Raw genomic sequence first — 24,620 nt, 5'->3', positions numbered from 1 at the left:
TATTTGTTGGGATGTCCAGTGTTAGGGGGTTTGTTCACAATGTTATGCACAGGCTGTTGATAAGATTAGCACAAAACGAAGAAATCCACGGGTAAAGTCTTGACTTATCATAGCAGACAAACCCTCTAAATTCAACGAATTTCGCCTTGTTATCCACAATTTCAATAACTTGTGGATGAAAACTGTGCACAGCACTACATATTGTTGATAATATGTGCGGAGGTTCGACAAAGTTCATTATGCACAGTTAACAACTTTACAGCTTATGCACATGTGTATAAGTAAAATGATGGCTAATGTGCTCTACATTGACTTTTTGGTGGTATCGTGGTTTAATAAATGGACGTGAGTTTTTAAGTAAGGGGGTTGGAATCATGGGTCCTACATTTAAGCCGAATGTAAGCAAACGTAAGAAGGTTCACGGTTTCCGTAGCCGTATGAGCACGAAGAACGGTCGTAGAGTTCTGTCGGCTCGTCGTCACAAAGGTCGCAAAGTTTTGACAGCATAGTAATGAGAGACCACTCGACGTGGTCTTTTTTTCTTTAATATTCCTGAAAGATGGAGCGGTGTGTCATGCATAGGAAGCTGCGCCTTCGAAAAAGGGAAGACTTTAACGTCGTCTACCGATACGGACGTTCTTTCGCTAACTCACAATTCGTTGTTTATTGGCGCAAACGCTCGCAGCGTGGAACCTTCCGTATGGGGGTATCAGCCAGCAGCAAGCTGGGCGGGGCAGTTGTTCGTAATAGATTAAGACGTATGGTGAAGGAAATAATAAGATTAAATGCGGTTAAGCTGTTAGAGGATACAGATTTGATCCTTATTGTTCGCAAGCCAGCGCTATCTCTTCCATATAAAGAGATGGAGGGGAGTATCCTGCATGTTCTGCGTAAGGCAGGTTTACTTAAAGGATCAAATCCTAATTCGGTCAATGGTACTCCTGCTTATCAAAGAGGGAATCATTCAAATAACCGTAGTGGAAAGAAAGGCAAATAAGCTTGGCAATCTTGACCAGCCCTAGCTTTTCTTTGCCTTTCTTATTATGGTATAGTTAATTTGAGTAATTGTACTTATGAGCAGGTAGTATGGATGTTGGCACGGATTTAACATTACGGCATGCCGGTTTCTCTAAGAGGGGAGTTTTTAGTTTTGTTGCGAAATCGCAAATGGTGGATTGTTATCAGTGGTTTAACGCTGCTGATGTTTTTAACAGGCTGTACGGCAGCCACTGAGGCAATAACGACGGATCAAATGAGTGGAAGCGGTTCTTGGTGGACTCGCAATGTCGTTTATTGGTTCTCACTCATGTTGGACAAGTTTGCTGAGTGGTTTGGCGGAGAATATGGTTTATCTATTTTATTGCTTACCATTATTGTAAGGACAATAATCCTTCCATTAATGATCAAACAATATAAAAATACGAAAGCCATGCAAGCTCTTCAACCGGAAATGAAGAAGGTTCGTGAGAAGTACAAGGACGATCCGAAGAAACAGCAAGAAGAAATGATGAAGCTGTATCAGACGAACCAGGTAAATCCATTGGCCGGATGTTTGCCGCTAATCGTTCAAATGCCAATATTCATTGCGTTATATACTTCGATTAACAAAAATATCGAAATTAGAGAGCATACGTTCATTGGATTTGAATTAGGACTATCGCCTAACAATTCGGGGCATTGGTATTACTATCTGATTCCACTAGCTGCTGCTATTACGACTCTTATTCAATCTGTAATGATGTCTAAGCAGCAAACGATGGTTGGACCGATGAAGGGCCTTATGTATATCTTCCCGGTAATGATCTTCGTTATGGCGATTAACTTCCCAGTCGCATTGCCGCTTTACTGGATATACAGTAACATCTACACGATTATTCAAAATTATTTCATGTATTCGCGTTCCCCTAAGCCTGCTGTTGTTGATGATGCTGTTGCTCCAAAGCAAAATCAAAAATCAAAAAAAAGCGGCAAAGGTAAGGAGGCCCGTGGCAAATGAAAAGGCTCCTGGCATCGGGAAAAACGGTAGAAGATGCAATTCGTAGCGGTCTCGCCCAATGGGGTGTTAAAGAAGACCGAGTGAATATTAAGGTATTGGAACAAGCCAGTAAAGGACTGTTCGGGCTCATAGGAGTCAGAGATGCAAAAGTAGAGTTGGAATTGCTGCCTGATGGAGTGGAAGAAGCTATTAGCTTCCTAAGTGAAGTTTCGGCAGCGATGGAGCTTACCGTTTCTGTTGAACGGGTGGATGAGAATGATGCAGTGCGGATTAACATTACAGGCTCCGACTTGGGCATTCTAATCGGTCGACGTGGACAGACATTGGATTCTCTGCAATACCTAGTTAACATTGTGGCTAATCGCCACTCGAATCATCATCTTCGCATCGTACTTGATGCCGAGCAATTTCGTGAGCGCAGACGTCAGACGTTGGAGGTACTCTCCGAACGTATGGCTCAGCGTGCCATTCGCACACGCAAAGAAATAATGTTAGAACCGATGACTTCACAGGAAAGAAAGATCATTCATGCACGGCTACAATCGAACCCGAATGTCAAAACCTTTAGTCAAGGGGACGAACCTAACCGGCGTATCGTAATTGCACCGAAGTAAATGAATGTGACCACGCAATGGCTTCCGCAACGCTGGGGGGTCATTGCGTTTTTTGTTGAACATATCTGTAAGGACGGCGTCAGCCTTTTACGTTTGCATAGTGTTGAGATGGAGCTTTCAATTGTCCGGTTAATTGAAAAGAGGGATAAGTGTGATTGAAGATACGATTGTTGCGATAGCAACAGCACTTGGGGAAGGCAGTATTGCTGTCGTTCGTATTAGTGGACCAGAAGCGGTCGAAACGGCTGCCAAGGTGTTTAAATCTAAACAAAATTTGCGCGAGGTTCCGTCGCATACAGTACAGTATGGATGGATTGTAGACCCGCTTAATGATAATGTATTAGATGAAGTGTTAGTAACTGTTATGAAGGGCCCTCGATCCTTTACGGCTGAAGATGTGGTAGAGATCAGTACACATGGGGGAATTGTGGCCGTTAAGTCGGTGTTGGAATTAATTGTCCGTCATGGGGCTAGGTTAGCTGAACCAGGTGAATTCACGAAGCGTGCCTTCCTTAATGGACGTATTGACCTCGCTCAAGCGGAGGCCGTAATCGATTTAATTAGATCAAAGTCTGATCGAGCATTCCAGGTTGCTCGTAGGCAGGCAGAAGGCGCTTTGTCCAAACAGATTTTTCCGATGCGTCAGCAGCTTATTGAACTTCTTGCTCATGTTGAGGTTAATATTGATTATCCTGAGCATGATGTAGAGGATGTAACCTCTGGCTTTATAAGAGAAAACTGCAGCTCTGTACTCGATAAGGTGAATGAGCTATTAATTAAATCGAATGAAGGCAAAATACTGAGAGAAGGTATTGTGACTGTAATAGTAGGTCGTCCTAATGCCGGAAAATCCTCTTTGTTAAATGCTCTTGCTCGGGAGAACAAAGCTATTGTTACCGATATTCCCGGAACGACTCGTGATATTGTGGAGGAGAGTGTATCGCTTTCAGGTATACCGCTAAGACTCCTTGATACTGCAGGCATTCGAGAAACAAGTGATAAGGTGGAGCAAATTGGGGTTGAGAGGTCTCATGGGGCTTTAAATGAGGCGGATTTAAGCCTTCTTGTATTAAACCATCACGAACGGTTACACGAAGACGAACGGAAGCTGCTTAAGCAGCTGAAGGATAGATCCACGATTGTTGTGGTGAATAAAATTGATTTGCCAGGAAAGCTGGAAATTGAGGAAGTGTTACAGGACTACTCAGAAGATCGAATTGTTTATTTGTCTGCTAAGGAAGGCAGCGGCATTGAGTTACTGGAAAAGGCGGTATCGGGGTTATTTTTCAGTGGTGCTGTTGAATCAGGTGATATAACGTATGTAAGCAATGCACGTCATATTACTTTGCTGCATCAGACTAAGCAGTCCTTAGAGGATGCTATTCGTTCGACATATGAAAGTGTTCCTATAGATTTAATACAAATTGACATTGCCGCCTCATGGGAATCATTGGGTCAAATATTAGGTGATGCAGCTGGTGATTCGCTATTGGATCAGATATTCTCGCAATTCTGTTTAGGAAAGTAAAAATCGTAAGAAATGAAGGAGGGATAGCCATGTCCTATCATGCAGGTGATTATGATGTTATTGTAATCGGCGCCGGTCATGCAGGCTGTGAAGCTGCTTTAGCGGCTGCTCGAATGGGCTGTGAAACGTTATTGTTAACGATAAACCTTGATATGGTAGCATTCATGCCTTGTAATCCATCTGTTGGTGGACCTGCAAAGGGCCACGTCGTGAGGGAGATTGACGCCTTAGGTGGAGAAATGGGTCGGAATATTGATAAAACCTTTATCCAGATGAGAATGCTAAATACAGCTAAAGGTCCTGCAGTTCATGCACTAAGAGCTCAGGCAGATAAGTTTATGTATCAGCACAAAATGAAGGAAACGATTGAGCTTCAAGATAAGCTGACGTTACGTCAAGGTTTAGTTGAGGATTTAATCATTGAGGATGGAGCCTGTGTTGGCGTTGTTACTAAAACAGGTGCAGAATACAGCGCGAAAACTGTCGTATTAACTACGGGTACTTATTTGCGTGGTAAAGTTATTCTTGGTGAATTGATGTATGAGAGCGGACCGAATAATCAACAGCCAGCGATAAAGCTGTCGGAATCTTTGAAGCGTAACGGATTTGAATTAGCGCGTTTCAAAACCGGAACACCGCCACGTGTGCATGAGGACTCCATTGATTTTAGCAAAACTGAAATTCAACCTGGAGACAACAAACCTAAGTACTTCTCTTATGAGACGGAGTATATGGCGCATTCCGAAGATCAAATCCCTTGCTGGTTAACGTATACTTCTGAGACTACACATCAAATTATTAATGACAACTTATATCGTGCTCCTATGTTTTCAGGATTAATTGAAGGAACAGGGCCTCGCTATTGCCCGTCCATTGAAGATAAAATTGTTCGTTTTGCGGATAAACCAAAGCATCAAATTTTTCTTGAGCCAGAAGGAAGAAACACTAAGGAATATTATGTACAGGGTCTTTCTACGAGTATGCCAGAAGAGGTACAAATTGATATCCTTCGTTCTATTCCCGGCCTCGAAAAGGTTGAGATGATGCGTCCAGGCTACGCAATAGAATACGATGCTGTTATTCCAACACAGCTGTGGCCTACTTTGGAAACTAAGCTAGTCAACAATTTGTTTACTGCTGGTCAGATCAATGGAACCTCCGGTTATGAGGAAGCAGCAGGGCAGGGCGTGATGGCTGGAATTAATGCCGCACGTAAAGTTAAAGGCGAGAGTCCTGTCGTTATTGAACGCTCCAGAGGATACATTGGAGTCATGATTGATGACTTGGTTACCAAAGGAACGAATGAGCCCTATAGATTGCTTACTTCGAGGGCAGAATACCGTTTGCTGTTAAGACATGATAACGCTGATCTACGGTTGACTCCAATTGGTTATGAGATTGGACTTATTAAAGAAGATCGTCATAAGCGATTTGTTGAGAAACGAGATCGTGTTGAAGCGGAAATCAATCGACTTAAAGAAACGAAATTCAGGCCGGATGCAGCTGTTCAAGCTATGCTAGCAGAAGCTGGATCAACAGCTTTGAATAATTCGGTGGATGGAGTTACGTTACTTCGTCGTCCCGAACTGACTTACGCACATTTAGAAGCATTATCGCCTTCTCCAGTTGAACTATCTAATGACATGAAGGAACAGGTCGAAATTCAGGTTAAATACACAGGTTATATCGAGAAACAACAAATACAAGTCGATCGCATGGAAAGAATGGAGAAAAAGCGCATTCCGGAAAACATCGATTACGACATTATTTACGGACTTGCCGTTGAAGCTAAGCAGAAGCTAAGCAAGGTTAGACCTCTTTCTATCGGGCAAGCTTCTCGGATATCTGGTGTTACTCCTGCTGACCTATCGATTCTGCTTGTTCATCTCGAGCATTACAACCGTGTTACTGCGGCGGCACACAGTTCATGATGGATACTATACAACAGCAGTTTTCGCAGAACGTCGAGAGATTAGGTATTCAATTAACCGAAACGAAGCTGGAGCAGTTTGAAACCTATTATTCCTTACTAGTGGAATGGAACGAAAAAATGAATCTAACCGGAATAACGGAAAGGGATGCTGTTTATGAAAAGCATTTCTACGATTCATTAACTATCGCTAGAGTTGTACAGTTCGACAAGCAAAACTCATTGGCGGACATCGGATCGGGAGCTGGCTTCCCCTCCGTCCCCCTAGCTATTATCTATCCTCATCTTCAAATTACAATAATTGATGCGCTGGCAAAAAGAATTAAATTTCTTGAAGAGGTAAAGACAAAGCTGGGGTTAACTAAGGTGTTATGCTTGCACAGTCGTGCAGAAGATGCTGCGCGAAAGAGGGAGCATCGGGACAATTATGATGTTGTAACTGCTCGAGCGGTTGCTCGGCTAGCCGTTCTTAACGAATTTTGTATCCCATATGTGCGCCCGGGCGGCATATTCATCGCGATGAAAGGCACAGACATTTCAACTGAATTGGACGAAAGTCGTTATAGTGTATCGAAGCTCAATGGCAAAATCCAAGATGTAAAGCATCTATCGCTTCCAACAGACGGTGCAGATAGACATTTAGTTGTATGTTTGAAGAAGGGACCTACTCCTTCTGCATATCCACGTAAATCAGGAATACCACTTAAATCACCTTTAGTAAAGCCTGAAAAGACTGCAAGAAGCACCGATAAGTAACAACCACAATGTTCCACGTGAAACATTCAACTCTGACCCAGAGCAATGTTTCACGTGGAACATTTTTAGTTGTTCAGAATGTATATGTCTTACTACATCCATATCCCGGTCGCTGTCTCAAAGTCAGAAATTGCTGTTTATGCTTGGTTTACTAGAGGGCTTTAAACGTGGTATCCTTAAGTGTAAAAGTTTTTTTAAGAGCAGGAGATTAGGGCTGGAATGGCGAATATAAGAGAGTAACAGATTAACGTGCCGCGTGTGCGCCCACTGGCGTAAATTGGCGGCGCTTTTTCGTCGCTATGGACATAAATCCTATTCGCCCTATCCTACTTAATGTGGTGATCCGAGAGAAATGAAAGAGCCATTCTCACGACTGCTCGGTTTAACTGACCGTAGCAATCAAGAAGAAGTTAAACAAATCCCAGTCCAAGACATAGTTCCTAGCCCTTATCAACCGAGATCTGTATTTGACGATGCCCGTATTGATGATCTCTGTCAAACGATCAAAACCCACGGAGTCATACAGCCTATTGTTGTCAGGGTTCGTAATGGGAAGTATGAAATTATTGCTGGGGAACGTCGCTGGCGTGCTGTTACTAAGCTGGGCATGGAGCACATACCCGCTATAGTGAGAGAAATTAATGACTCACAGGCAGCCTCAGTGGCGTTGATTGAAAACCTGCAACGCGAAAACTTGACCGCACTTGAAGAAGCTATTGCTTATCAGAAGTTAATTGATTTACATCAGTTAACCCAAGAGAGCTTAGCGCAGAGGTTGGGTAAAAGCCAATCAACAATTGCGAATAAAATCCGATTGCTGCAACTTGGTGAAACGGTAAGGAATGCATTGCTGGAGAGAAAAATTACAGAACGTCACGGAAGAGCGCTTCTCTCTTTACCTAATGAGGAAATGCAAAACAAGCTATTAGGTGAAATTATCGAGAAGGATCTCAATGTGAAACAAACGGAAACGAGAATTGCCTTCTACTTGGAAGCGTCCAAGCCTAAGAAGACTAAGCGTTTCTCGTTCTCGAAGGATGTTCGACTAGCGTTAAACACAATCCGACAGTCGGTAGATATGGTTAATGGATCAGGAATACCGATTGATGCAAGTGAGAAGGATTGTGAAGATCACATCGAAATTATTATTAGAATTCCTAAACGTTAGAAAAACGGCGGATGCCCATGTCGACATATAACGCTTGCCACAGAGCGGTAGTACGGTGAGCGGTTGGCAGGGGACCGCTTTTTGTTTCTTTAATATTAGAGAGTATAGAATTTTAGATGCTTTTCTGATATGTCTCCGGCATAAACGTTGAATGCCGTGAAAGAACGGCGTCAACCGTTTATGCTTAGTTCCTCAGATTGATTAAGCTTCATACTTATTTATTCCTGAACCGCAAGATATAAACGTAGTTAGCTTTCCTGGGAGTGGGGGAGCGGTTTACTTAAGTGATAAACATTGAGGTGAAATGAGTTGTCGAAGATTATAGCGATTGCCAATCAAAAGGGTGGTGTTGGTAAAACAACGACATCGGTAAATCTAGGTGCCTGCCTAGCTTCACTTGGCAAGAAAGTGCTCATTGTTGATATAGATCCACAGGGGAATACGACTAGCGGTATTGGAATTAACAAAGCAGACGTAAACTATTGTATCTATGATGTGTTGATTAATGAGGTACATCCAAAGCAGGCGGTATCCGATACGGAAATACCAAATCTTAAAATTATACCGGCAACGATACAGCTGGCTGGGGCCGAAATAGAATTAGTCCCAACAATGTCTCGTGAAATCCGGCTTAAGAAGGCATTGGCATTAGTTCGTAACGAGTTTGATTATGTACTCATTGATTGCCCGCCTTCCTTAGGTATTTTAACAATTAACTCTTTAACAGCAGCAGACTCTGTCCTGATTCCAATACAGTGTGAATATTATGCGTTGGAGGGATTGAGCCAGCTTCTTAACTCCATTAGACTTGTGCAGAAGCACCTGAATACGACGTTGCAAATTGAAGGCGTACTGTTAACGATGTTTGATGCTAGAACTAATCTGGGTATCCAGGTTATTGAAGAGGTTAAGAAGTATTTTCAGCAAAAAGTATATCAAACGGTTATCCCGCGTAATGTTAGATTAAGTGAAGCACCTTCACATGGGCAGTCTATTATTACTTATGATCCGAAGTCCAAAGGTGCAGAAGTGTATCTTGAGCTGGCGAAGGAAGTGATCTCGTATGAGCAAGCGGCTAGGTAAAGGCTTGGATGCCCTAATTACCTCTCTTTCGATTAAAGAGGATGATAAGATTGTAGAAATACCTTTAGCACAGCTTCGTGCTAACCCCTATCAGCCTCGTAAAACGTTCGAAGAAGAGGCGATTAAGGAACTTGCGGAATCAATCCGTGAGCACGGTGTAATTCAACCGATTGTCGTTCGACAGGCTTTAAGAGGATTCGAGATTATAGCGGGGGAAAGAAGATTTCGTGCTTCCCAATTGCTTGGTAATGCGACTATCCCAGCAGTAGTAAGAGCCTATAATGATCAGCAGGTTATGGAAATAGCTCTTATAGAAAACGTGCAGCGGGAAGACTTGAATTCCATCGAAATCGCTATTGCTTATCAAGGCATAATGAATCAGTTCAAGCTTACGCAAGAAGAGCTCTCCTTGAAGGTTGGGAAGTCTCGCTCGCACATAGCGAACTTTCTCCGGCTGCTTTCGCTTCCGGAAGAAATTAAGGATTATGTTTCACGTGGAACATTGTCCATGGGACATGCTCGTGCTTTGGCGGGAGTAAAAGAAGAATCAGTAAAACGTGAGCTGGCTCAACAAACGATTGCGGGTGAGTGGAGCGTACGTGAGCTAGAAGAAGCTGTTCAGCAAACGGAAACAAAGGTTGCTGCAGTGAAAACAAAAGCTAAGAGCACGAAACGCGATCCATTCCTTGAAGAAATTGAAGAAAACCTGCGTGAGAAGTTCCAAACGACAGTTCGAATAAAGGCCAATAAGGATAAAGGTAAAATAGAGCTTTCCTATTTCGGAAAGAGCGATTTGGAAAGACTATTAGAACTTCTTAAGGCCATCGAATAAAGACATATAGGTAGCATACCCAAGTTGTAATCTTCCTATGGAAGGATTAAACTAAGGTATGCTATCGTTGCGTCAAGGCGGGTGAAGAGAGTGGATAATAAACCGATAATTTACTTAGATAATGCAGCTACGAGCTGGCCGAAGCCACCTGCTGTATGGGAAGCCATGGAGCATAGTATGAGGGAGAGTGCGGCGAATCCAGGGCGTGGCAGTCATGCTATGGCTGTCAAAGCTAGCAGGGTGCTTTTTGAAGCCCGTAAGCGATTGGCGAGGCTGTTCAGGATTAAAAACCCTAATGACATAGCATTTACATTGAATGCAACACATGCATTGAATCTTGCGATCCAAGGACTGCTAAAACCGGGTGATCACGTTATTACGTCAACATTAGAGCACAATTCCATTAGACGGCCACTTGAAGCGTTGAAGCGAAAGCTAGGGATTGAGGTTTCCTATCTAACGACAAATTCGCAAGGTGAGCTGGATATACATCTTATTGAAAAAGCGATAACGTCAAGGACTAAGCTTATAGCTGTTACACATAGCTCCAATCTTCTTGGAACGATCACGCCTATTGCAGACATTGGTGAAATAGCTCGCCGGAGGAATGTAAGATTTCTAGTCGATTCAGCGCAAAGTGCGGGGGCGTTGTCCATTGATGTTGAGGCTATGGGGATCGATCTGTTAGCCTTTCCGGGGCATAAAGGGTTATTAGGCCCTCAAGGGACTGGTGGACTTTATATACATCCGAGCCTAGAGCTAGAACCACTCATGCAAGGTGGAACAGGAAGTAAATCAGAAGCACCAGAGCAACCCACTGTTCGACCAGATAGATATGAGGCAGGAACGCCGAATACGGTCGGTATAGCTGGACTAACTGAAGGTGTAAATTATGTTTTGAAGGAAACAACGGAAGCCATCCACGCTAAAGAACAACAATTGACCTTTGAACTAATGGAGGGTCTTAAACATATTCAAGGCGTCCACATCCTTGGACCGGACGTTGGTATTGAGAGGACCGCTATCGTATCCTTCTTATTGGAAGGGGTTGATCCATCGGAGATGGCTTTCCTGTTAGATCAACAATTCGGAATAGCGGTTAGAGCAGGCTTTCACTGTACGCCGTTGGGACATGAAACTGCGGGCTCCTATGAGACTGGGGCTGTACGTGCAAGTCCCGGATATTTTACCGAAAAATCGGAAATCGTATCTATGATCGAAGCGGTTAAAGAAATTAGTCGAACGCTCAGAACCATCAATTAAAAGTAGTGGCATGAGATATTGGGGGAGACAGGATTAATGAACGGTTGGAATGATCAGATTGCAATGGGTATTGCTGTGGGCGAAGGTATTCTTCTTATCATTTTGCTAATATGGATAGCTTCAGTATCAAGTAGATTGCGTAAAATAAAAGTAGATCACAACAAGATGATAGGGGATACAGGTGTTACGAACATGACCGAGGTTATGAGTGTTCTTCACGAACGCCTGTCAGAATTGGATCATAAACATAACGATCTAGGCCAAATCATCGAACAGCACGAAAAACGCCTATCGTCCTTAAAGGGACGAATCAGCGTCCATCGGTTTAATGCCTTCTCTGATTCAGGAAGTGATCTAAGCTTCTCAATCGCATTTATCAATGAAGATCAAGATGGAGTTGTCATTACTGGTATTCACGGCAGGGAACAAACGTTCCTCTACGCGAAACCAATCGATAAAGGGCAGTCCGCATACATGCTTACACCTGAAGAGAAAATCGCTATCAATCAGGCATCGCAAAAGGGATAATCGTGTTATTACGTGTACTATGTACGGCGTTAAGTAGACTTTGGGCTATAATCTCAGACATCTTGACGACAAGGTTTAAGCGTGTGTTCTGAAGGACAAAATATTCCATGAAACCACCAACATTCACGATGCCGGTCATATGGATATCTCCAACAGGCGGTAGCTCCTTGTTAACGCCTGCTCCAGGCCTTACGGGACCAGAGCCGACCTGTATGCACCCGACGCTTGAAACTTGTCCTAGACAGGCATCTACAGCGATAACGAAGGGCTGCCGTGAGGTCCTCATAATTTTGAGTAAGGTGTCACCCAGGTTCATAGCGTGTACGGGTTCATCCAAGGTTCCATACAAATCGAATAAGGAGCTGTACTCACGAGACAAAGCAGTTCCGACGAGTGGTCCTAGAGAATCCCCTGTAGAACGATCGGTGCCAACACAGACGATGACAATACGACGGTCCTGTGGCAAAGCTTCTAAAAAATACTCAAGCTTTTGGGATAGTCGAGATAAAACAGTTGGTTCGTTAAAAGGAATCTTTAAAGAGAGCGCCGCTGATTCTGGTGCGGAGCCCGGACGTTTCTCCCACGCGCCGTTCATTCGTCCGATTCGCCTCCTACCCTAGTATGTTACTAGTATATGGAGATAGAGGCTCATTTATACTTGGACGACTAGAAAGGTTATGTTTTATAGGCTGGAGGTTTATGCTATGGACACTCTATTGATCGCATTTGATTCTACGCAGCAGGCTTTACGCGCAGAGATGCTACTTGAATATGCGGATATCGAGATTGATATATGTCCGACACCCAAGGAAATTACTGCAGGCTGCGCACTATCAATAGCGTTCCCAAGTGAAGAAATAATTCAAGTAAAGCAAATCATCCTTTCAGAGCATGTTGAAATTAGAGGATTATTCGAGAAAACCCCGGATGGTTATGAGCAGATTTCTTGAATTAAAGGAGATATAGATACATGAGTGCCATTGCTGCGGTAGAACAAGTAGTACCCAAAGGGAACCTTTGGGAGAGATTCATGGATCACATTTGGGATATCATTCAAGATACAGAGATGTGGACTTCTGCTTCAATGGTACTTCTGCGTGTCATTCTCATTATTGTCATTAGTCGTATTGCTTTAATTGCCATAAATAAATTTATTAATCACGTCACAAACGAGAAAAAATCAAAACGATTAAAGCTCCGAACAAGACGCGTTCAGACGATGGGCAAGCTGTTAAAAAACGCAGCGTCCTATATTATTAACTTTGTAGCTATATTATTGGTTCTAGGAGAGTTTCACATTGAGATTGCCCCTCTTCTGGCTGGTGCGGGCGTGATTGGGCTTGCTATTGGTTTTGGTGCTCAGAGCTTGGTTAAAGATGTGATAACGGGTTTCTTCATTATTTTAGAGGATCAATTCGCAGTAGGAGATGTTGTCCAAACGGGTTCATTCAAAGGGACTGTCGAGATGATCGGCTTACGGGCCACAAGAATCAGAAACTGGACGGGTGAGATTCACATCATCCCTAACGGTTCCATCAATGAAATCACCAACTTTTCTGTAAACCCTCTCCTTGCGGTCATTGATATTACAATATCTTATGACAACTCCATAGAGGAGTTAATGCTTAGTATACGGAATGTATTAACTCGAATTAATGACTCCAATATAACCGGAACTCCAGAAGTATTGGGAATACAGACACTAGCGCTTAATCAAATGACGATTCGGATAACTGCGAGATGTAAACCGAATACCACTGGCGATGTTACTCGATTGATTAATACCGAAATTAAGAAGGCTTTTGAATTAAAAAAAGCAGAAGCAACCTCATAAAGCAGGCTAAACCAGTCAAATGATGCATGTACGAATGGGGGATGGGATCGGATGGAACGGAAAGTGTTTGAGCTTGGGGATATCGTGCTTATGAAGAAGCAGCATCCCTGCGGGGCTAATGAGATGGAAGTTATCCGAATGGGAATGGATATCCGAATTAAATGTGTGAAATGCAAGCACAGCATTTTATTGCCTCGCGCGAAGTTCGAGAAGAGCTTAAAGAAGGTAATAAGATCGCTGGGTGAAGGAAGCTCGGATACAAGCGAATAACTGAATATGATTCCATAGCTAATTAAACCTTCTACAGCACAATGTGGAGGGTTTTTTTGTGCGTATTTTTAGTGAGCCTATACAAAGATGAAATATATGTTCTTCTGCTAGGTATGGGGGCGATTCGAATACTAAGCAGCGGGGTTTACTACAGTTCTAGCCCAGCGTAACTATCTAGTTGCGTTGGCGTCCTAAATGTGGTATTATTTTTCTTGCTGCGGAGAGGTACCCAAGTGGTCCAAGGGGGTTGACTCGAAATCAACTAGGCGTCGCGAGGCGTGCGTGGGTTCGACTCCCACTCTCTCCGCCACTACTTGTTATAACCCGCTGCAGTAGCGTCTTCAGTACGCTATGTGAAGCGTAAGCATACCGAATTACATACGTTGGTGCGGCAGCTGATTCGTTAGCGCCTAGCTGACTACCGACCTCCTACGTTAAATACTGCGTAGGAGGTTTTTTGTATAAAATCAGTATAATTTACCGCATCCCACTACATCCGCTACTACCACTACATTTCACAACCGATTACGACCCCGCTTATGACATCTCGCACCCCACTGCATTCCGGATACCGATTACGATCTCGCCTGCGGGGGCGCACATGCATGAGGAAAATGTTTCTCCTAGCTAACGAATCGTATCGTGCTTATTACCGATAAATGGACTACTTATTTGTTTTTACGAACTCCAGTGGCGCTATTGAGGGAAATATAGGAGGAACGGTGCTATTTTACTGGATATAAGATGTCTGGAGTTCGTTAAAATATAAAACCATTAGATTTTGATCAAATAAGAGTTACTGAGTTCGTAAGTCATATGTCACGCAATTCATTTCTAAATAATCTCCGACATAATCGTGGAACGCCGTGAAAGACCGGCGTCAGCCGTTTATGCCGTAGTCTTACGTCTTAATCAATATAATTCCTTGCGAGTATTTCTATTAATGATCCTTCTTGTCACATAAAATGAAAGACCAACTGATATCAAAATTGTTAAAAGACTTTGTAAATAAACATCTGAAATAATTGATGAAATAATCGCAATTACAAATACTTGAATAATAATTAATAGAACAATAAAGACTGCTAAAGCATAACTGATCTCTTTGATTTTTATCACAATATATACCTCCTCGAAAAATTGCTGACTTTGATTATTATCGCTCTTGAGCTTGGAAGTTTCCGATAATGTATTTTTTTTCGAACTTCGTAAATCTGTAATAACCTAAGGTATTCGCGAGGTAATTACGCTTTCCTGCTCGTTTCTTAATAGTATTAGCTGCCCGTTAAATATTTTCCGCGGTCTAATGCGCAACTCGAAATCACGAAGTCTTCTACATGATTATGTAGGGGGCTTTTTTGCTTTGAAAATATATAAAACAGACTTAGCAAAGGAGCTTGTCCCTACACAGTAAAATAATGACAAAATATGTTCCTTTTATTGGAATTGGTTTTACCATATAATCAATAAAGCTTTGAATAATTGGAGCGAAGGATGAGCATAGCTTTGGAGTCATATTAAAAAATCACATGAGGTGGTAATTCATCATGAAGAAAACAGTAAGTATCGTGCTATTTCTTTGTTTAATACTCAATTTAAGCCCTGCATATGCAGCCGATCAGACATCAGATTGGAAAAGCGCGTACAAAAATTACATACTGAAGTATGTTAATACGGATTATTTTACATCTGATAGTGCAGTGGTCTTGGTCGATATTGATCGGGATGGAGTGCCAGAGCTATTCGGCGGGGAAAGTTATCGGACAGTTAATCGCGTGGACATAGCCTATACGTTCAAAAAAGGGAAAGCTGCTAAAGTTACACAAAAAGGCGGAGTTATAGGAGAAAGTCCGATTGGCTTTGATATAGGGATCGGCGCATTTTTGAAAGAGAACTTGAAAGTTTATAAGGATAAGAAAACAGGAGCATTTAAGGTAATCGGGACGGATAGCGGAGGTGGTATCGCTAGCTGGAGCTCTAGTGATATTCTGATCCAATTAAATGGAACGATAATAACAATCAAAGAAATAAGCAATAGTTACACTTCCAAAGATGGGCAAAATGAAAATACCGAATATAGATTTAATGGTAAAGCAGTGAAAGAGTCCCAGTACACTTCGAATCGTAAACAGTATTTCTCGCAATTAACAGGAGTAGCTACTCAAGCAAACGTATTGAGGTTGAGTGATTTAAGTAGCGCAAAAGAAAAAGGTATTTCTTATGAGGCAACAGTAAATCAATTTCTGCAAATAAAAACACCTTCTTTAGGAACGAATATATATCCTCAAAAAGCTCTAAATGACAAAAAAGAACTGATGAAGTTCTTCGGAAATTTCCCTGAAACAGAGCGGTTTGATCTTACAGCTTATAAAGATCAAGAGTTAGTCAATATCGCCTCAACTAACACGACAAAGTACGGTATCGGACCATTGGCGGAGCTGAGAAATAAGACGGTGGTCAGAAAACGAAATGTAGGCGGAGAATCATACAATTGGGACTACTATCCTTTCAAAAAAGCTTTAGTTGATAAGTATTTCAAGGAGCTATTCGGAGTTGTTCCTAAACAGATAGACAAGGATTATTTCAGCAATGGAGTTTACTACTTCCCTTCATGGGAGGCGGGTGGCGGCGGTAAAGACACACCTCAAATTGATGGAATGTATGCTCTGGGTAAAGGGTTATTTTATGTAGAGCTGACCAGATATTACACGGATATGGAAGAATATGATTCTAAGAAATGGAAGTCATTCGGTGATTTTCAATATCTTCCGATGAACAACTGGAGTAAAGCTATCAAGGATAGCGTTGTTCTTGAAAAAGAAGGAATCTGGCATGCTATAATTAGAGAAACTAACGTTAATGGGAAAAAGGGTTGGAATCTAGTGAAGTATCAAAAGGGAAAAAAATTAACTAAAGCTGAACTGGATCAATATATAAAGAAGCTGAAATAAACGGAATTCTTATTATTTCACTAGAAGATAGCGAGCGGCTCCTTAGAGCCGCTTTTATTGTAATTGACCTGAAGATATGAGGGAGTGTGTATAAGAATGAAAACAAAGCTCCAGAGTAGTCTCATTCGTGCTGTGTTATGTCTATTGATCGCTACTGTAGCCTTTACCTTTATACGTTCGTGACAGAAGCAACTGCTAAACCGGATGGTCAGAAGGCCGATAGCAAGCCCATCATTTGCATCGAAGCGGGACACCAGGCGAAAGCAAACCTCAAGCTGGAGCCGAACGCGCCAGGCAGCAAGACGATGAAAGCTAAGGTCATGGGCGGCACCACAGGAGTCCAAACTAAAAAACCAGAGTATAAGCTAACCTTAGAGGTGGCTCTGAAATTAGAAAAAGCACTAAAAGATGACTATGAGGTGAAAATGGTACGTCGGACGCATGATGTGAATTTATCGAATAGCGAACGGGCTATTTTCTGCAATAAGGCGAAAGCAGACGTCATGGTAAGGCTACATGCGGATGGCAGCGACAATGCAAAGGTAACTGGGATGACCTTCTTCTACCCCTCACTAGACAATAAGTACACTAAGCCTATCTCTAAGAAGAGTATGGAAGTAGCTGAGATTGTTGCCCAACAGGTCATTAAACAAACGGGAGCTAAATCCAAAGGAGTTAAGCCAAGAGGGGATCTAACAGGGTTTAATTGGCTAAAAGTTCCTTCCGTCCTGATCGAGATGGGCTTCATGACGAACAAGGAAGAGGACGTACTAATGAGTAAGCCCGAATATCAGGACAAAATCGTAGCGGGAATCAAGAAAGGCTTAGATGCTTATTATAAATCTAAATAGTTTAATTGCTTCGTCGCCTCTCATCCAATACATAAACGAAGAACCCTTCGCAGGGTTCTTCGGGCGACGTGTAATGAGTTGCATTGAGATCGTAGCCTAGTCGTTGCTGATTTTACTCAGCTCTTCGGTTTGCCGGATTTCTTTAACACTGCGTGTTATAGATGTGTGTCTTTAGCACAGCCCTCCGTTACCCTACTCCGAATGGATCGTTTGCTCCTGCGGTTGTTGCACCTTGTCATTCAAGGGAACCACACCTCTCTTTAATCGTCGCCGAGATTTAGAATGGCTTAAATGACCCCGAATTATACATGTCGCAGATCACAAGTAGAGTGCTAATGGAATTGCTTCATCTTTTTCCACTTGCGATTGTGATTAGTGGTGTTGGGAAAAGGTTGGCCTTTGCGTAATTCAACATGCTGCGGATTCGTGATATTCATGTGAAAAGAGTCCTCTCCAACCTCGATGTACTTCCCGTCGTTCGGTGCCCGCTGTCCTGGCTCGAATTGAGTCTGCTCACCCATTGCCTCTCACCTCCTGTCTTAGACGTTAGTGTAGCGCGAATTACCTTGCAGTATTCGGGCTATTGTGATAAAGTATTCAGGCATGCAATTAAAGGGCATGCTCCTTGCTTCCCAGCCGAAGACAAGCTCATCGGTATACTAAGTGGGGGGCCAAAGACCTTAAGGAGGTGAACGGAAGATGCGCAACTACGAGTTGATGTACATCATCCGTCCGGACGTGGAACAAGAAACCGTTCAAGCTGTCGTGGAAAAATTCCAGGGCATCATCGTGAACGGCGGAGAGATCGTTAAGCACGACATTATGGGTAAACGTCGTTTAGCTTACGAAATCAACAAACACCGCGATGGGACGTATGTGTTGGTTCATTTCTCGGCGCCGTCGACAGTAGTGACGGAGTTGGAACGCGTTCTGAAGATTACTGACGAAATTATTCGTCATATTATCGTCAGAGAACAAACCGCGTAAGCCACACAGAACCAGGCGGATAACCGCCGTAAGCCTTAATGTCATGTTTAGTGGAGGGAACCCGCGATGTTAAATAGAGTTATTCTCATAGGACGTTTAACCAAGGATCCCGAATTGCGCTATACGCCTGCTGGCGTTGCTGTTACTCAGTTTACTTTAGCGGTAGACCGTCAGTTCTCTGGTAGTAAAGAAGAGCGCGAAGCGGATTTTATCCCGATTGTAACTTGGAGACAGTTAGCCGAGACGTGTGCCAATTATCTTCGTAAAGGCCGTTTGGCCGCCGTAGAAGGGCGCTTACAAGTGCGTAACTACGAGAACAACGAAGGCCGACGCGTATATGTAACGGAAGTCATTGCCGATAATGTTCGATTCCTTGAGTCAGCCAACCGCGAGGGCGGCAGTCAGGGAAGAGACGAGGGTGCAGGTGGCAACTCGAACACAAGTGGAGGCGGGTACGGAGGCGGCAACCGCAGCTCTGGCTCTCGCAACAGCGGAAGTAACAATAACAGTGATCCCTTCGCCGATGACGGGCGACCGATAGATATATCGGACGATGATTTGCCATTTTAACTGGAAAGGACGGATAACAAATGAGTGAAACAACAACTTCTCAACCTCAAGCACGTGAAGAGCGCCCAGCACACAGCCGCCCAAGCGGCGGTGGCGGAGATCGCGGTGGAGACCGTGGCGAGCAACGCGAGCCTCGTAAATTCCGCCGTGGCGGACGTAACAAACGCAAAAAGGTTTGCTACTTCACGGTAAATAAAATTACTCACGTGGATTACAAAGAGTTGGACTTGCTTCGTAAATTCATCAGCGAGCGCGGTAAAATCTTGCCACGTCGTGTGACTGGAACAAAAGCAAAATACCAACGTATGTTGACGGTAGCTATCAAACGCTCCCGCCAAATGGCTTTGCTTCCTTACACAACTGAGTAGGATACAAGTAATAGAGCCCTTCTTATCTACAGTTTACTGTAGATTTAGAGGGGCTCTTTTGTATTAATTAATGGCTCGATAGTCATTTAGTGCAATATGGAAGCGGTGGAAGGGGCTTGAAAGATTAACGATGCTTCTTTTTAACCTATTTTTCTTAACAGGATCATCTTTGTAAAATATAAATTGATCAATATTTCTATCTATTTTCTCACGAAGAGTAAAGATAAAGCCAATGGCACTATGAGTTCTAGCCAGCTCCTGCAAATCTGCTGCTAGGGCTTCACTAAGGTTTCCCAGTGATTGCACATGCAATGATTTATGAATGAAAAAAGTTTCCGGAGTGAAATCCATACGGTGATCCTGTCCAGGTACCTGTTCCCAGTAATCGTTCCATTCCTGCAGATGTCCCGTTTCATATAATAGAAATTTAAGAAATCCACATAACCAGGCTGTACAGCTTGTATTGCGGAGTGTGCAGCCGACCCCGTTGGAAAGATGTTCACAGCCGCTGCAGCAGGAGCCGCCATAAGATATACAAACTTTGCAGATATGACCTGAACCCATTTTCTCTAAATAGCTCATACCGAGATCCAGAACCATCTTTTTACTTACTTTCTCACGAGGGTCGGAGATAGATAGCGATTTATTTTGTGATGGATCATTGGTGGTTAATCGAGGCATTCGCATCTATTCCTTTCTTAATAGCAGATGAATATCATATCAATCTATAGTCTTAAATGTAGAACAATAGTATAGGTCAATGTGAGACAAACAACAACAATGGGGGAATACTGTTGTTAATCATGTCAAAATATGAGCAATTGTATTCATTTACATCAAGCTTTTTGAATTACATCTATATGGGTAATGATTATTTAGGCTCATTTTGTAACAAACTATGCTTCTAAATCGTATATTAGGGGTCCAGTGAGAAAAATAGAGAGATAGATAACCAAATAATAGGTGAATTAGGAGATGAAGAAAGAAATATGCGTAATTATCGTCGTTTCAAAATTATCATACTGTCCATCTTTGTACTGCTAGTTGTAGCGGGTGGAGTTGGTTATGCAAATCGTGGCGCATTGTCGGCCTTGGGATATGATTGGTTTTTGTCTGATAGAGTTGAATCTAGCTTTGAGGGTTCCTATAAACCATTGACGGATCGGCCAGTAACGGACGTTCCTCCTCAAGTAGATAATCCATTCAGTATGCTGCTGATGGGTGTTGATGCAAGAGAGAAAGAGCGTGGTCGCTCAGATACGCTTATTTATACGGTAATCCGACCACAGGACGGCAAAGTGCTAATGGTATCTATTCCTCGTGATACGTATACTGAAATCGTAGGAAAAGATAAAGAAGATAAAATTGCGCATGCTTATTCCTTTGGGGGCCCGGAAATGGCTGTAAATACAGTGGAAAAGCTGTTTAGTGCCAAGGTAGATCATTATGCTTCGATTAACTTCCAAGGCTTCATTAAGGTTGTTGATACACTTGGAGGCATTTCATTGCCGATTACTGAGGACATTGTGAACAAAGGGAAGGACCACGAGAAATTTACGGTCAAAGGAAATCTGGATAATTACACAGGTCTAGACGCACTCCGTTTTGTTCGTTATCGTGAGGATGCTGGCGGTGATATGTCTCGAACAGAACGTAACAGACAATTTCTCGAAGCGCTTGTAAGCAAAGCATCGTCAATGAAGCAATGGACCAAAATTCCTGAAATTCTAGATATTATCGGAGACAATTTCCTTACAGATTTACCGCCTCATTCTATGAGTGAGCTGGCTAAGAAATTTTTGCAAACGGGTCATGAAATTAAGAGTTATACATTAAAAGGTGAAGGCAAGCGAATGGGAACGCAAAATTTGTGGTATTTCATAGCTGATGAGCAAGATCTGGCTGCCGTTCGGTCGACGATTACGACTTGGTTGAACCCGGATATTGATGCTGCTCAATTAACCGTTCCGAGTGAAATAAGCCAATGAGGCAATCAACAATTAACCAAAATTTAGTCGCATAAATTGACAAGAAGTGCCATCATTAATGGTGGAGCTTAATAGGTTCATGATATAATAAATAGGCTGCAGCGGAGAGCTGCAGATCATTCTATTGAATCACATGAGTTTGCATTTATACTCGTAATCTATTCGATAAGAGCGTGTTTAGGCGTCCTCTGGACGTCTATGCCGTTTTACTTGAACGGAGGAGAAAGCCTTGAACGTAGCATTTTTTCTATTACCTAAACAAGAAGTAATGATCGTCAGTGAGGACGCCACATTGCGTCAAACGCTGGAACGAATGGAGCGTTACCGTTATACAGCAGTTCCTGTCATAAGCGAAACGGGTGAGTACAAGTCAACAGTGACGGAGGGTGATATTCTCTGGTACTTGAAGAGCCACCCCGAGCTTAATTTTGATCAGCTACATCGAGTATCTCTTTGCGATGTTCCGTTAAGAATGAATAATCTTGCTGTACGAATAGATGCGAATATGGAAGATTTGATTTCGTTAGCCAAAACCCAGAACTTCGTTCCGGTAGTTGATGACATGAATCGCTTTATTGGTATTGTGAGGAGGAGCGACATCATTGATTATTGTGAGAAGCTGCTCCTGCCCTTCGGATCAAATGAGAAACAGTTGAAGAGGGGAAATTAGGAAAATATTGTACAACCTTGGAGGAACGGATGAGCTACAACCAGCGCAAGCCACGTAATCGCAAGAGGTTCCCGATTCTGGTTTTCTTTGCCCTAGTTATTATCGCCGGAGGTGTATGGGCAGGAACAGCATTGTTCGGAGGCGGGAAGGATCCCGATCCATCGCTTTCAGGTCCAAGTGCCAACAGCACGCATTCTAAAGGAGCTGCCAAGCCTTCGGGTGATCCTTCAGCCCCAGTAGCTGAAGAGGTTGTGCTTGACCAACCAACGTCTTCGGAGCTTGATAAAGTTTACGATATCGTAATCTCTAATGGTCGAGTCATTAACCCTGAGACGAAGTTAGACCGAGAAGGGCTCAATGTAGCCATTCAAGGCAGTCAAATTATGCTAGTCACAGACCAGAAGCTTAAGGGCAAGAGAGAAATCGATGCTACGGGCTTGGTTGTGTCTCCGGGGTTTATCGATAATCTATCGTATGATCCCAATCCTGTTGGCGTATGGAATAAGATCGCCGATGGTGTGACAACGAATATCGCTATGCACGGTGGGACGTCTAGCCCGGAAAAATGGTATCCGTATTATGTTCGCAACAGAACACCTGTTCATTTCGGTGCGTCCTTCTTTTACACGCAAGCGCGTAACCAGTTCAAGCTGAGCCGGTACGATACGGCAAAGCCTGAGCAGACTCAGACATTGGTTAATCAAGCAGAGAAAGCTCTAAACAACGGAGCGCTTGGCATCTCGTTCAGTCTAGAGTATGTGCCTGGCGTCAACGATAAAGAAATATTGCCTCTGATGAAGCTGGCGCACGAATATAATGTACCTGTCTATTTCCACGCGAGATATTCCGATATGCAAGAGCCAGGAACGAATATTGATGCACTCAATGAATTGATAGGCTATGCCAGAGCATCTGGAGCAGCTGTTCATATTGATCACATTAATAGCACGGGTGGAACGTTTTCCATGACGCAGTCGCTTAAGATGGTATCCGATGCGATAGCGGAAGGATTGGACATCACATCATGTATTTATCCCTATGATTACTGGGGAACATACTTGAACTCAGCTCGGTTCGATGAGGGCTGGCAGGAGCGTTTCCGAATTACTTATAATGATCTGCAGATTGCCGGAACGAAGGAAAGGCTCACGGCTGAGACTTTCCGCAAATATCAACAGCAAGGTAAGCTGGCTGTTGCGTATGCGATACCTAAGCAGGATGTCATTGACTCTATAAAAGCACCTTACGTTATGATCGGCAGTGATGCGATTCTTGAGCCAGGTTTCAACAACCACCCAAGGGCATCAGGAACATTCGCTAGAACAGTTGGTCTTTATGTGAGGAAAGAAGGGGTCATCTCTCTCTCCGATGCGATTGCGAAGATGTCACTCATGCCTGCTCAACGTCTAGAGAAGCAATCCCCTGCTTTGCAGAAGAAGGGCCGGATTGCCAAAGGAATGGACGCTGACATTGTGGTCTTCGACTACGACAAGATTAGCGACATGTCCACAGTGGATAAACCAGAAATCGTATCTGCGGGAATTGAATATGTACTTGTGGATGGACAGGTTGCGCTCGATGGAGAAGGTATCCACAAGGACATTCGTGCTGGACAACCTATGAAGAGCGAATTCCTGCGTGTGAAGGCAGGGGGAGCAACCCTACTGTGGGAAAGCAGCCAAGTGCCAGTAGTTGAATATAGAAGCGCGAACTACGTAGATATAGAAGAGTTGAATGCTCATGGTTATACAGTAACGTGGGACAAGGTAAAGCATCAGGCTACAGCCAGTGGCGGCGCTAAGTCGACAGAAGTTAGCATTCCGAAGCCGGAAGTTGGACAATTGATGCTGGAGCGTGGTTACACTCTAGTTTGGGATGATGGCGTACAATCTGAGCTATTATCCATCGGGGATCGTAATTATGTTTCGCTATCCGCTCTGAAAGCTCATGGCTGGAAGCTAAACAAAGACGGCAACCAATTGACTCTGAACAAATAAATAAGTGGAAGAACACCTTAGCTTGGGAGTGAGCGGGTGTTCTTTTTTTTGCATATTATGTCTAAAGCCCTCCAACCCCCATGCCACGCACGATTAACCATACATTCTATGTCTAAATCGCTTCCCCTCCATCTCGCGCAGGTTTAGCCATACTTTTTCCTAGGAACAGTGGAGCCACTCTAATTGTATAGTCCGGGTTAAGGTAAGGGTTGCTTGGTGTCTGTTCCTGATTTTATGATATAATGAAGATTGTAGCTTTCCGAGCTTCTACTTCAATTAATGAGTTGACTCGTAGGGAGGAACAGCGATGGAACGGGACACGGATATAGGTTCAACTATTGAGGATGTCTATCGGAATATGGACAATGCCATTGCGGACAAGCTAGCTAAACTTAGAAAAGAAGGACATAAGTCCGAACATATCCGCAAGAGGTGA

28 protein-coding genes and 1 tRNA gene are annotated in these 24,620 nt (G+C 43.2%); 25 read left to right on the top strand and 4 right to left on the bottom strand.

The window, feature by feature from the left end; translation table 11 throughout:
• Nucleotides 1-374: 374 nt before the first annotated feature.
• From rpmH to KCTCHS21_RS30635, 12 genes are all read left to right on the top strand, one after another.
• Nucleotides 375-509 carry a 50S ribosomal protein L34 gene (rpmH, locus tag KCTCHS21_RS30690; RefSeq protein WP_130616272.1) on the top strand — a complete coding sequence of 45 codons (135 nt, stop codon included), beginning with the start codon at nucleotides 375-377 and terminating at the stop codon, nucleotides 507-509.
• 65 nt (nucleotides 510-574) lie between these two features.
• The gene (rnpA, locus tag KCTCHS21_RS30685; RefSeq protein ID WP_130616271.1) at nucleotides 575-997 is read left to right on the top strand and encodes a ribonuclease P protein component; all 423 of its coding nucleotides are present in this window, start codon (nucleotides 575-577) and stop codon (nucleotides 995-997) included.
• Nucleotides 998-1,117: 120 nt separating this feature from the next.
• Nucleotides 1,118-1,996 (top strand): YidC/Oxa1 family membrane protein insertase, encoded by an 879-nt coding sequence (locus KCTCHS21_RS30680; RefSeq protein ID WP_130616270.1) that lies wholly within the window; start codon nucleotides 1,118-1,120, stop codon nucleotides 1,994-1,996.
• Complete coding sequence (gene jag / locus KCTCHS21_RS30675; RefSeq protein WP_130616269.1) at nucleotides 1,993-2,610, top strand: RNA-binding cell elongation regulator Jag/EloR; 618 nt, start codon at nucleotides 1,993-1,995, stop codon at nucleotides 2,608-2,610. Before KCTCHS21_RS30680 ends, jag begins: the two co-directional genes overlap by 4 nt.
• A gap of 151 nt (nucleotides 2,611-2,761) precedes the next feature.
• Nucleotides 2,762-4,138, top strand: a complete 1,377-nt coding sequence (gene mnmE / locus KCTCHS21_RS30670; RefSeq protein WP_130616268.1) for a tRNA uridine-5-carboxymethylaminomethyl(34) synthesis GTPase MnmE — start codon at nucleotides 2,762-2,764, stop codon at nucleotides 4,136-4,138.
• A 29-nt stretch (nucleotides 4,139-4,167) separates the two neighbouring features.
• Nucleotides 4,168-6,069 (top strand): tRNA uridine-5-carboxymethylaminomethyl(34) synthesis enzyme MnmG, encoded by a 1,902-nt coding sequence (gene mnmG / locus KCTCHS21_RS30665; protein ID WP_130616267.1) that lies wholly within the window; start codon nucleotides 4,168-4,170, stop codon nucleotides 6,067-6,069.
• Nucleotides 6,069-6,824, top strand: a complete 756-nt coding sequence (gene rsmG / locus KCTCHS21_RS30660; RefSeq protein WP_130616825.1) for a 16S rRNA (guanine(527)-N(7))-methyltransferase RsmG — start codon at nucleotides 6,069-6,071, stop codon at nucleotides 6,822-6,824. The genes mnmG and rsmG overlap by 1 nt, the downstream gene beginning before the upstream one ends.
• A 352-nt stretch (nucleotides 6,825-7,176) precedes the next feature.
• Nucleotides 7,177-7,992, top strand: a complete 816-nt coding sequence (gene noc / locus KCTCHS21_RS30655) for a nucleoid occlusion protein (protein WP_130616266.1) — start codon at nucleotides 7,177-7,179, stop codon at nucleotides 7,990-7,992.
• Nucleotides 7,993-8,301: 309 nt separating this feature from the next.
• Nucleotides 8,302-9,075 (top strand): ParA family protein, encoded by a 774-nt coding sequence (locus KCTCHS21_RS30650; RefSeq protein ID WP_130616265.1) that lies wholly within the window; start codon nucleotides 8,302-8,304, stop codon nucleotides 9,073-9,075.
• Nucleotides 9,056-9,907: a ParB/RepB/Spo0J family partition protein gene (locus tag KCTCHS21_RS30645; RefSeq protein WP_130616264.1), complete on the top strand. Its 852-nt coding sequence runs from the start codon at nucleotides 9,056-9,058 to the stop codon at nucleotides 9,905-9,907. Before KCTCHS21_RS30650 ends, KCTCHS21_RS30645 begins: the two co-directional genes overlap by 20 nt.
• Before the next feature lie 90 nt (nucleotides 9,908-9,997).
• Complete coding sequence (locus KCTCHS21_RS30640) at nucleotides 9,998-11,170, top strand: aminotransferase class V-fold PLP-dependent enzyme (protein ID WP_170211450.1); 1,173 nt, start codon at nucleotides 9,998-10,000, stop codon at nucleotides 11,168-11,170.
• 36 nt (nucleotides 11,171-11,206) lie between these two features.
• Entirely contained in the window at nucleotides 11,207-11,698 is a 492-nt protein-coding gene (locus KCTCHS21_RS30635) for a DUF4446 family protein (RefSeq protein ID WP_130616263.1), read from the top strand.
• On the opposite strand, the gene yyaC is transcribed toward KCTCHS21_RS30635, so the two are convergent.
• Nucleotides 11,673-12,293, bottom strand: coding sequence for a spore protease YyaC (yyaC, locus tag KCTCHS21_RS30630; protein WP_130616262.1), 621 nt, complete (start codon nucleotides 12,291-12,293; stop codon nucleotides 11,673-11,675). The two genes, KCTCHS21_RS30635 and yyaC, sit on opposite strands and share 26 nt — an antisense overlap.
• A gap of 109 nt (nucleotides 12,294-12,402) precedes the next feature.
• Here yyaC and KCTCHS21_RS30625 point away from each other — a divergent pair, with 109 nt between their 5' ends.
• The 4 genes from KCTCHS21_RS30625 to KCTCHS21_RS30610 all read left to right on the top strand — a co-directional run bounded on the left by KCTCHS21_RS30625 (nucleotide 12,403) and on the right by KCTCHS21_RS30610 (nucleotide 14,112).
• Nucleotides 12,403-12,648 carry a putative Se/S carrier protein gene (locus KCTCHS21_RS30625; protein WP_130616261.1) on the top strand — a complete coding sequence of 82 codons (246 nt, stop codon included), beginning with the start codon at nucleotides 12,403-12,405 and terminating at the stop codon, nucleotides 12,646-12,648.
• A gap of 20 nt (nucleotides 12,649-12,668) precedes the next feature.
• Complete coding sequence (locus KCTCHS21_RS30620) at nucleotides 12,669-13,532, top strand: mechanosensitive ion channel family protein (RefSeq protein WP_130616260.1); 864 nt, start codon at nucleotides 12,669-12,671, stop codon at nucleotides 13,530-13,532.
• Between the two features lie 51 nt (nucleotides 13,533-13,583).
• Complete coding sequence (locus tag KCTCHS21_RS30615; protein ID WP_130616259.1) at nucleotides 13,584-13,802, top strand: DUF951 domain-containing protein; 219 nt, start codon at nucleotides 13,584-13,586, stop codon at nucleotides 13,800-13,802.
• A gap of 219 nt (nucleotides 13,803-14,021) precedes the next feature.
• A tRNA-Ser gene (locus KCTCHS21_RS30610) sits at nucleotides 14,022-14,112 on the top strand.
• A 602-nt stretch (nucleotides 14,113-14,714) separates the two neighbouring features.
• On the opposite strand, the gene KCTCHS21_RS30605 is transcribed toward KCTCHS21_RS30610, so the two are convergent.
• A complete protein-coding gene (locus tag KCTCHS21_RS30605; protein WP_130616258.1) occupies nucleotides 14,715-14,921 on the bottom strand; it encodes a hypothetical protein in 207 nt (68 codons plus the stop codon).
• A 428-nt stretch (nucleotides 14,922-15,349) separates the two neighbouring features.
• On the opposite strand from KCTCHS21_RS30605, the gene KCTCHS21_RS30600 reads away from it, so the two are divergent.
• Together KCTCHS21_RS30600 and KCTCHS21_RS30595 are read left to right on the top strand one after the other, a co-directional pair.
• Nucleotides 15,350-16,753 carry a hypothetical protein gene (locus KCTCHS21_RS30600; RefSeq protein ID WP_130616257.1) on the top strand — a complete coding sequence of 468 codons (1,404 nt, stop codon included), beginning with the start codon at nucleotides 15,350-15,352 and terminating at the stop codon, nucleotides 16,751-16,753.
• A 137-nt stretch (nucleotides 16,754-16,890) separates the two neighbouring features.
• Nucleotides 16,891-17,604 carry an N-acetylmuramoyl-L-alanine amidase family protein gene (locus KCTCHS21_RS30595; RefSeq protein ID WP_130616256.1) on the top strand — a complete coding sequence of 238 codons (714 nt, stop codon included), beginning with the start codon at nucleotides 16,891-16,893 and terminating at the stop codon, nucleotides 17,602-17,604.
• A gap of 332 nt (nucleotides 17,605-17,936) precedes the next feature.
• On the opposite strand, the gene KCTCHS21_RS30590 is transcribed toward KCTCHS21_RS30595, so the two are convergent.
• Nucleotides 17,937-18,125 carry a YjzC family protein gene (locus KCTCHS21_RS30590; protein WP_130616255.1) on the bottom strand — a complete coding sequence of 63 codons (189 nt, stop codon included), beginning with the start codon at nucleotides 18,123-18,125 and terminating at the stop codon, nucleotides 17,937-17,939.
• A 178-nt stretch (nucleotides 18,126-18,303) separates the two neighbouring features.
• On the opposite strand from KCTCHS21_RS30590, the gene rpsF reads away from it, so the two are divergent.
• The 3 genes from rpsF (at nucleotide 18,304) to rpsR (ending at nucleotide 19,529) form a co-directional block, all read left to right on the top strand.
• Nucleotides 18,304-18,591, top strand: a complete 288-nt coding sequence (gene rpsF, locus KCTCHS21_RS30585; protein ID WP_130616254.1) for a 30S ribosomal protein S6 — start codon at nucleotides 18,304-18,306, stop codon at nucleotides 18,589-18,591.
• Between the two features lie 66 nt (nucleotides 18,592-18,657).
• Nucleotides 18,658-19,161: a single-stranded DNA-binding protein gene (gene ssb / locus KCTCHS21_RS30580; protein WP_130616253.1), complete on the top strand. Its 504-nt coding sequence runs from the start codon at nucleotides 18,658-18,660 to the stop codon at nucleotides 19,159-19,161.
• 20 nt (nucleotides 19,162-19,181) lie between these two features.
• On the top strand, nucleotides 19,182-19,529 hold the full coding sequence (rpsR, locus tag KCTCHS21_RS30575; protein WP_130616252.1) for a 30S ribosomal protein S18: 348 nt from the start codon (nucleotides 19,182-19,184) through the stop codon (nucleotides 19,527-19,529).
• Between the two features lie 63 nt (nucleotides 19,530-19,592).
• Here rpsR and KCTCHS21_RS30570 read toward each other — a convergent pair whose 3' ends face one another.
• Entirely contained in the window at nucleotides 19,593-20,210 is a 618-nt protein-coding gene (locus KCTCHS21_RS30570; protein ID WP_130616251.1) for a hypothetical protein, read from the bottom strand.
• A gap of 308 nt (nucleotides 20,211-20,518) precedes the next feature.
• Here KCTCHS21_RS30570 and KCTCHS21_RS30565 point away from each other — a divergent pair, with 308 nt between their 5' ends.
• The 4 genes from KCTCHS21_RS30565 to KCTCHS21_RS32010 all read left to right on the top strand — a co-directional run bounded on the left by KCTCHS21_RS30565 (nucleotide 20,519) and on the right by KCTCHS21_RS32010 (nucleotide 24,620).
• Nucleotides 20,519-21,517, top strand: coding sequence for an LCP family protein (locus tag KCTCHS21_RS30565; protein WP_130616250.1), 999 nt, complete (start codon nucleotides 20,519-20,521; stop codon nucleotides 21,515-21,517).
• Between the two features lie 229 nt (nucleotides 21,518-21,746).
• Nucleotides 21,747-22,187: a CBS domain-containing protein gene (locus tag KCTCHS21_RS30560; RefSeq protein ID WP_130616249.1), complete on the top strand. Its 441-nt coding sequence runs from the start codon at nucleotides 21,747-21,749 to the stop codon at nucleotides 22,185-22,187.
• Nucleotides 22,188-22,216: 29 nt separating this feature from the next.
• Entirely contained in the window at nucleotides 22,217-24,184 is a 1,968-nt protein-coding gene (locus tag KCTCHS21_RS30555) for an amidohydrolase family protein (RefSeq protein WP_130616248.1), read from the top strand.
• 307 nt (nucleotides 24,185-24,491) lie between these two features.
• A complete protein-coding gene (locus KCTCHS21_RS32010) occupies nucleotides 24,492-24,620 on the top strand; it encodes a hypothetical protein (RefSeq protein WP_269472735.1) in 129 nt (42 codons plus the stop codon).

Source organism: Cohnella abietis (assembly GCF_004295585.1).
GTDB lineage: Bacteria > Bacillota > Bacilli > Paenibacillales > Paenibacillaceae > Cohnella > Cohnella abietis.
The sequence above is the reverse complement of the archived record's forward strand: the minus strand, read 5'-3'. Positions and strand labels throughout refer to the sequence as shown.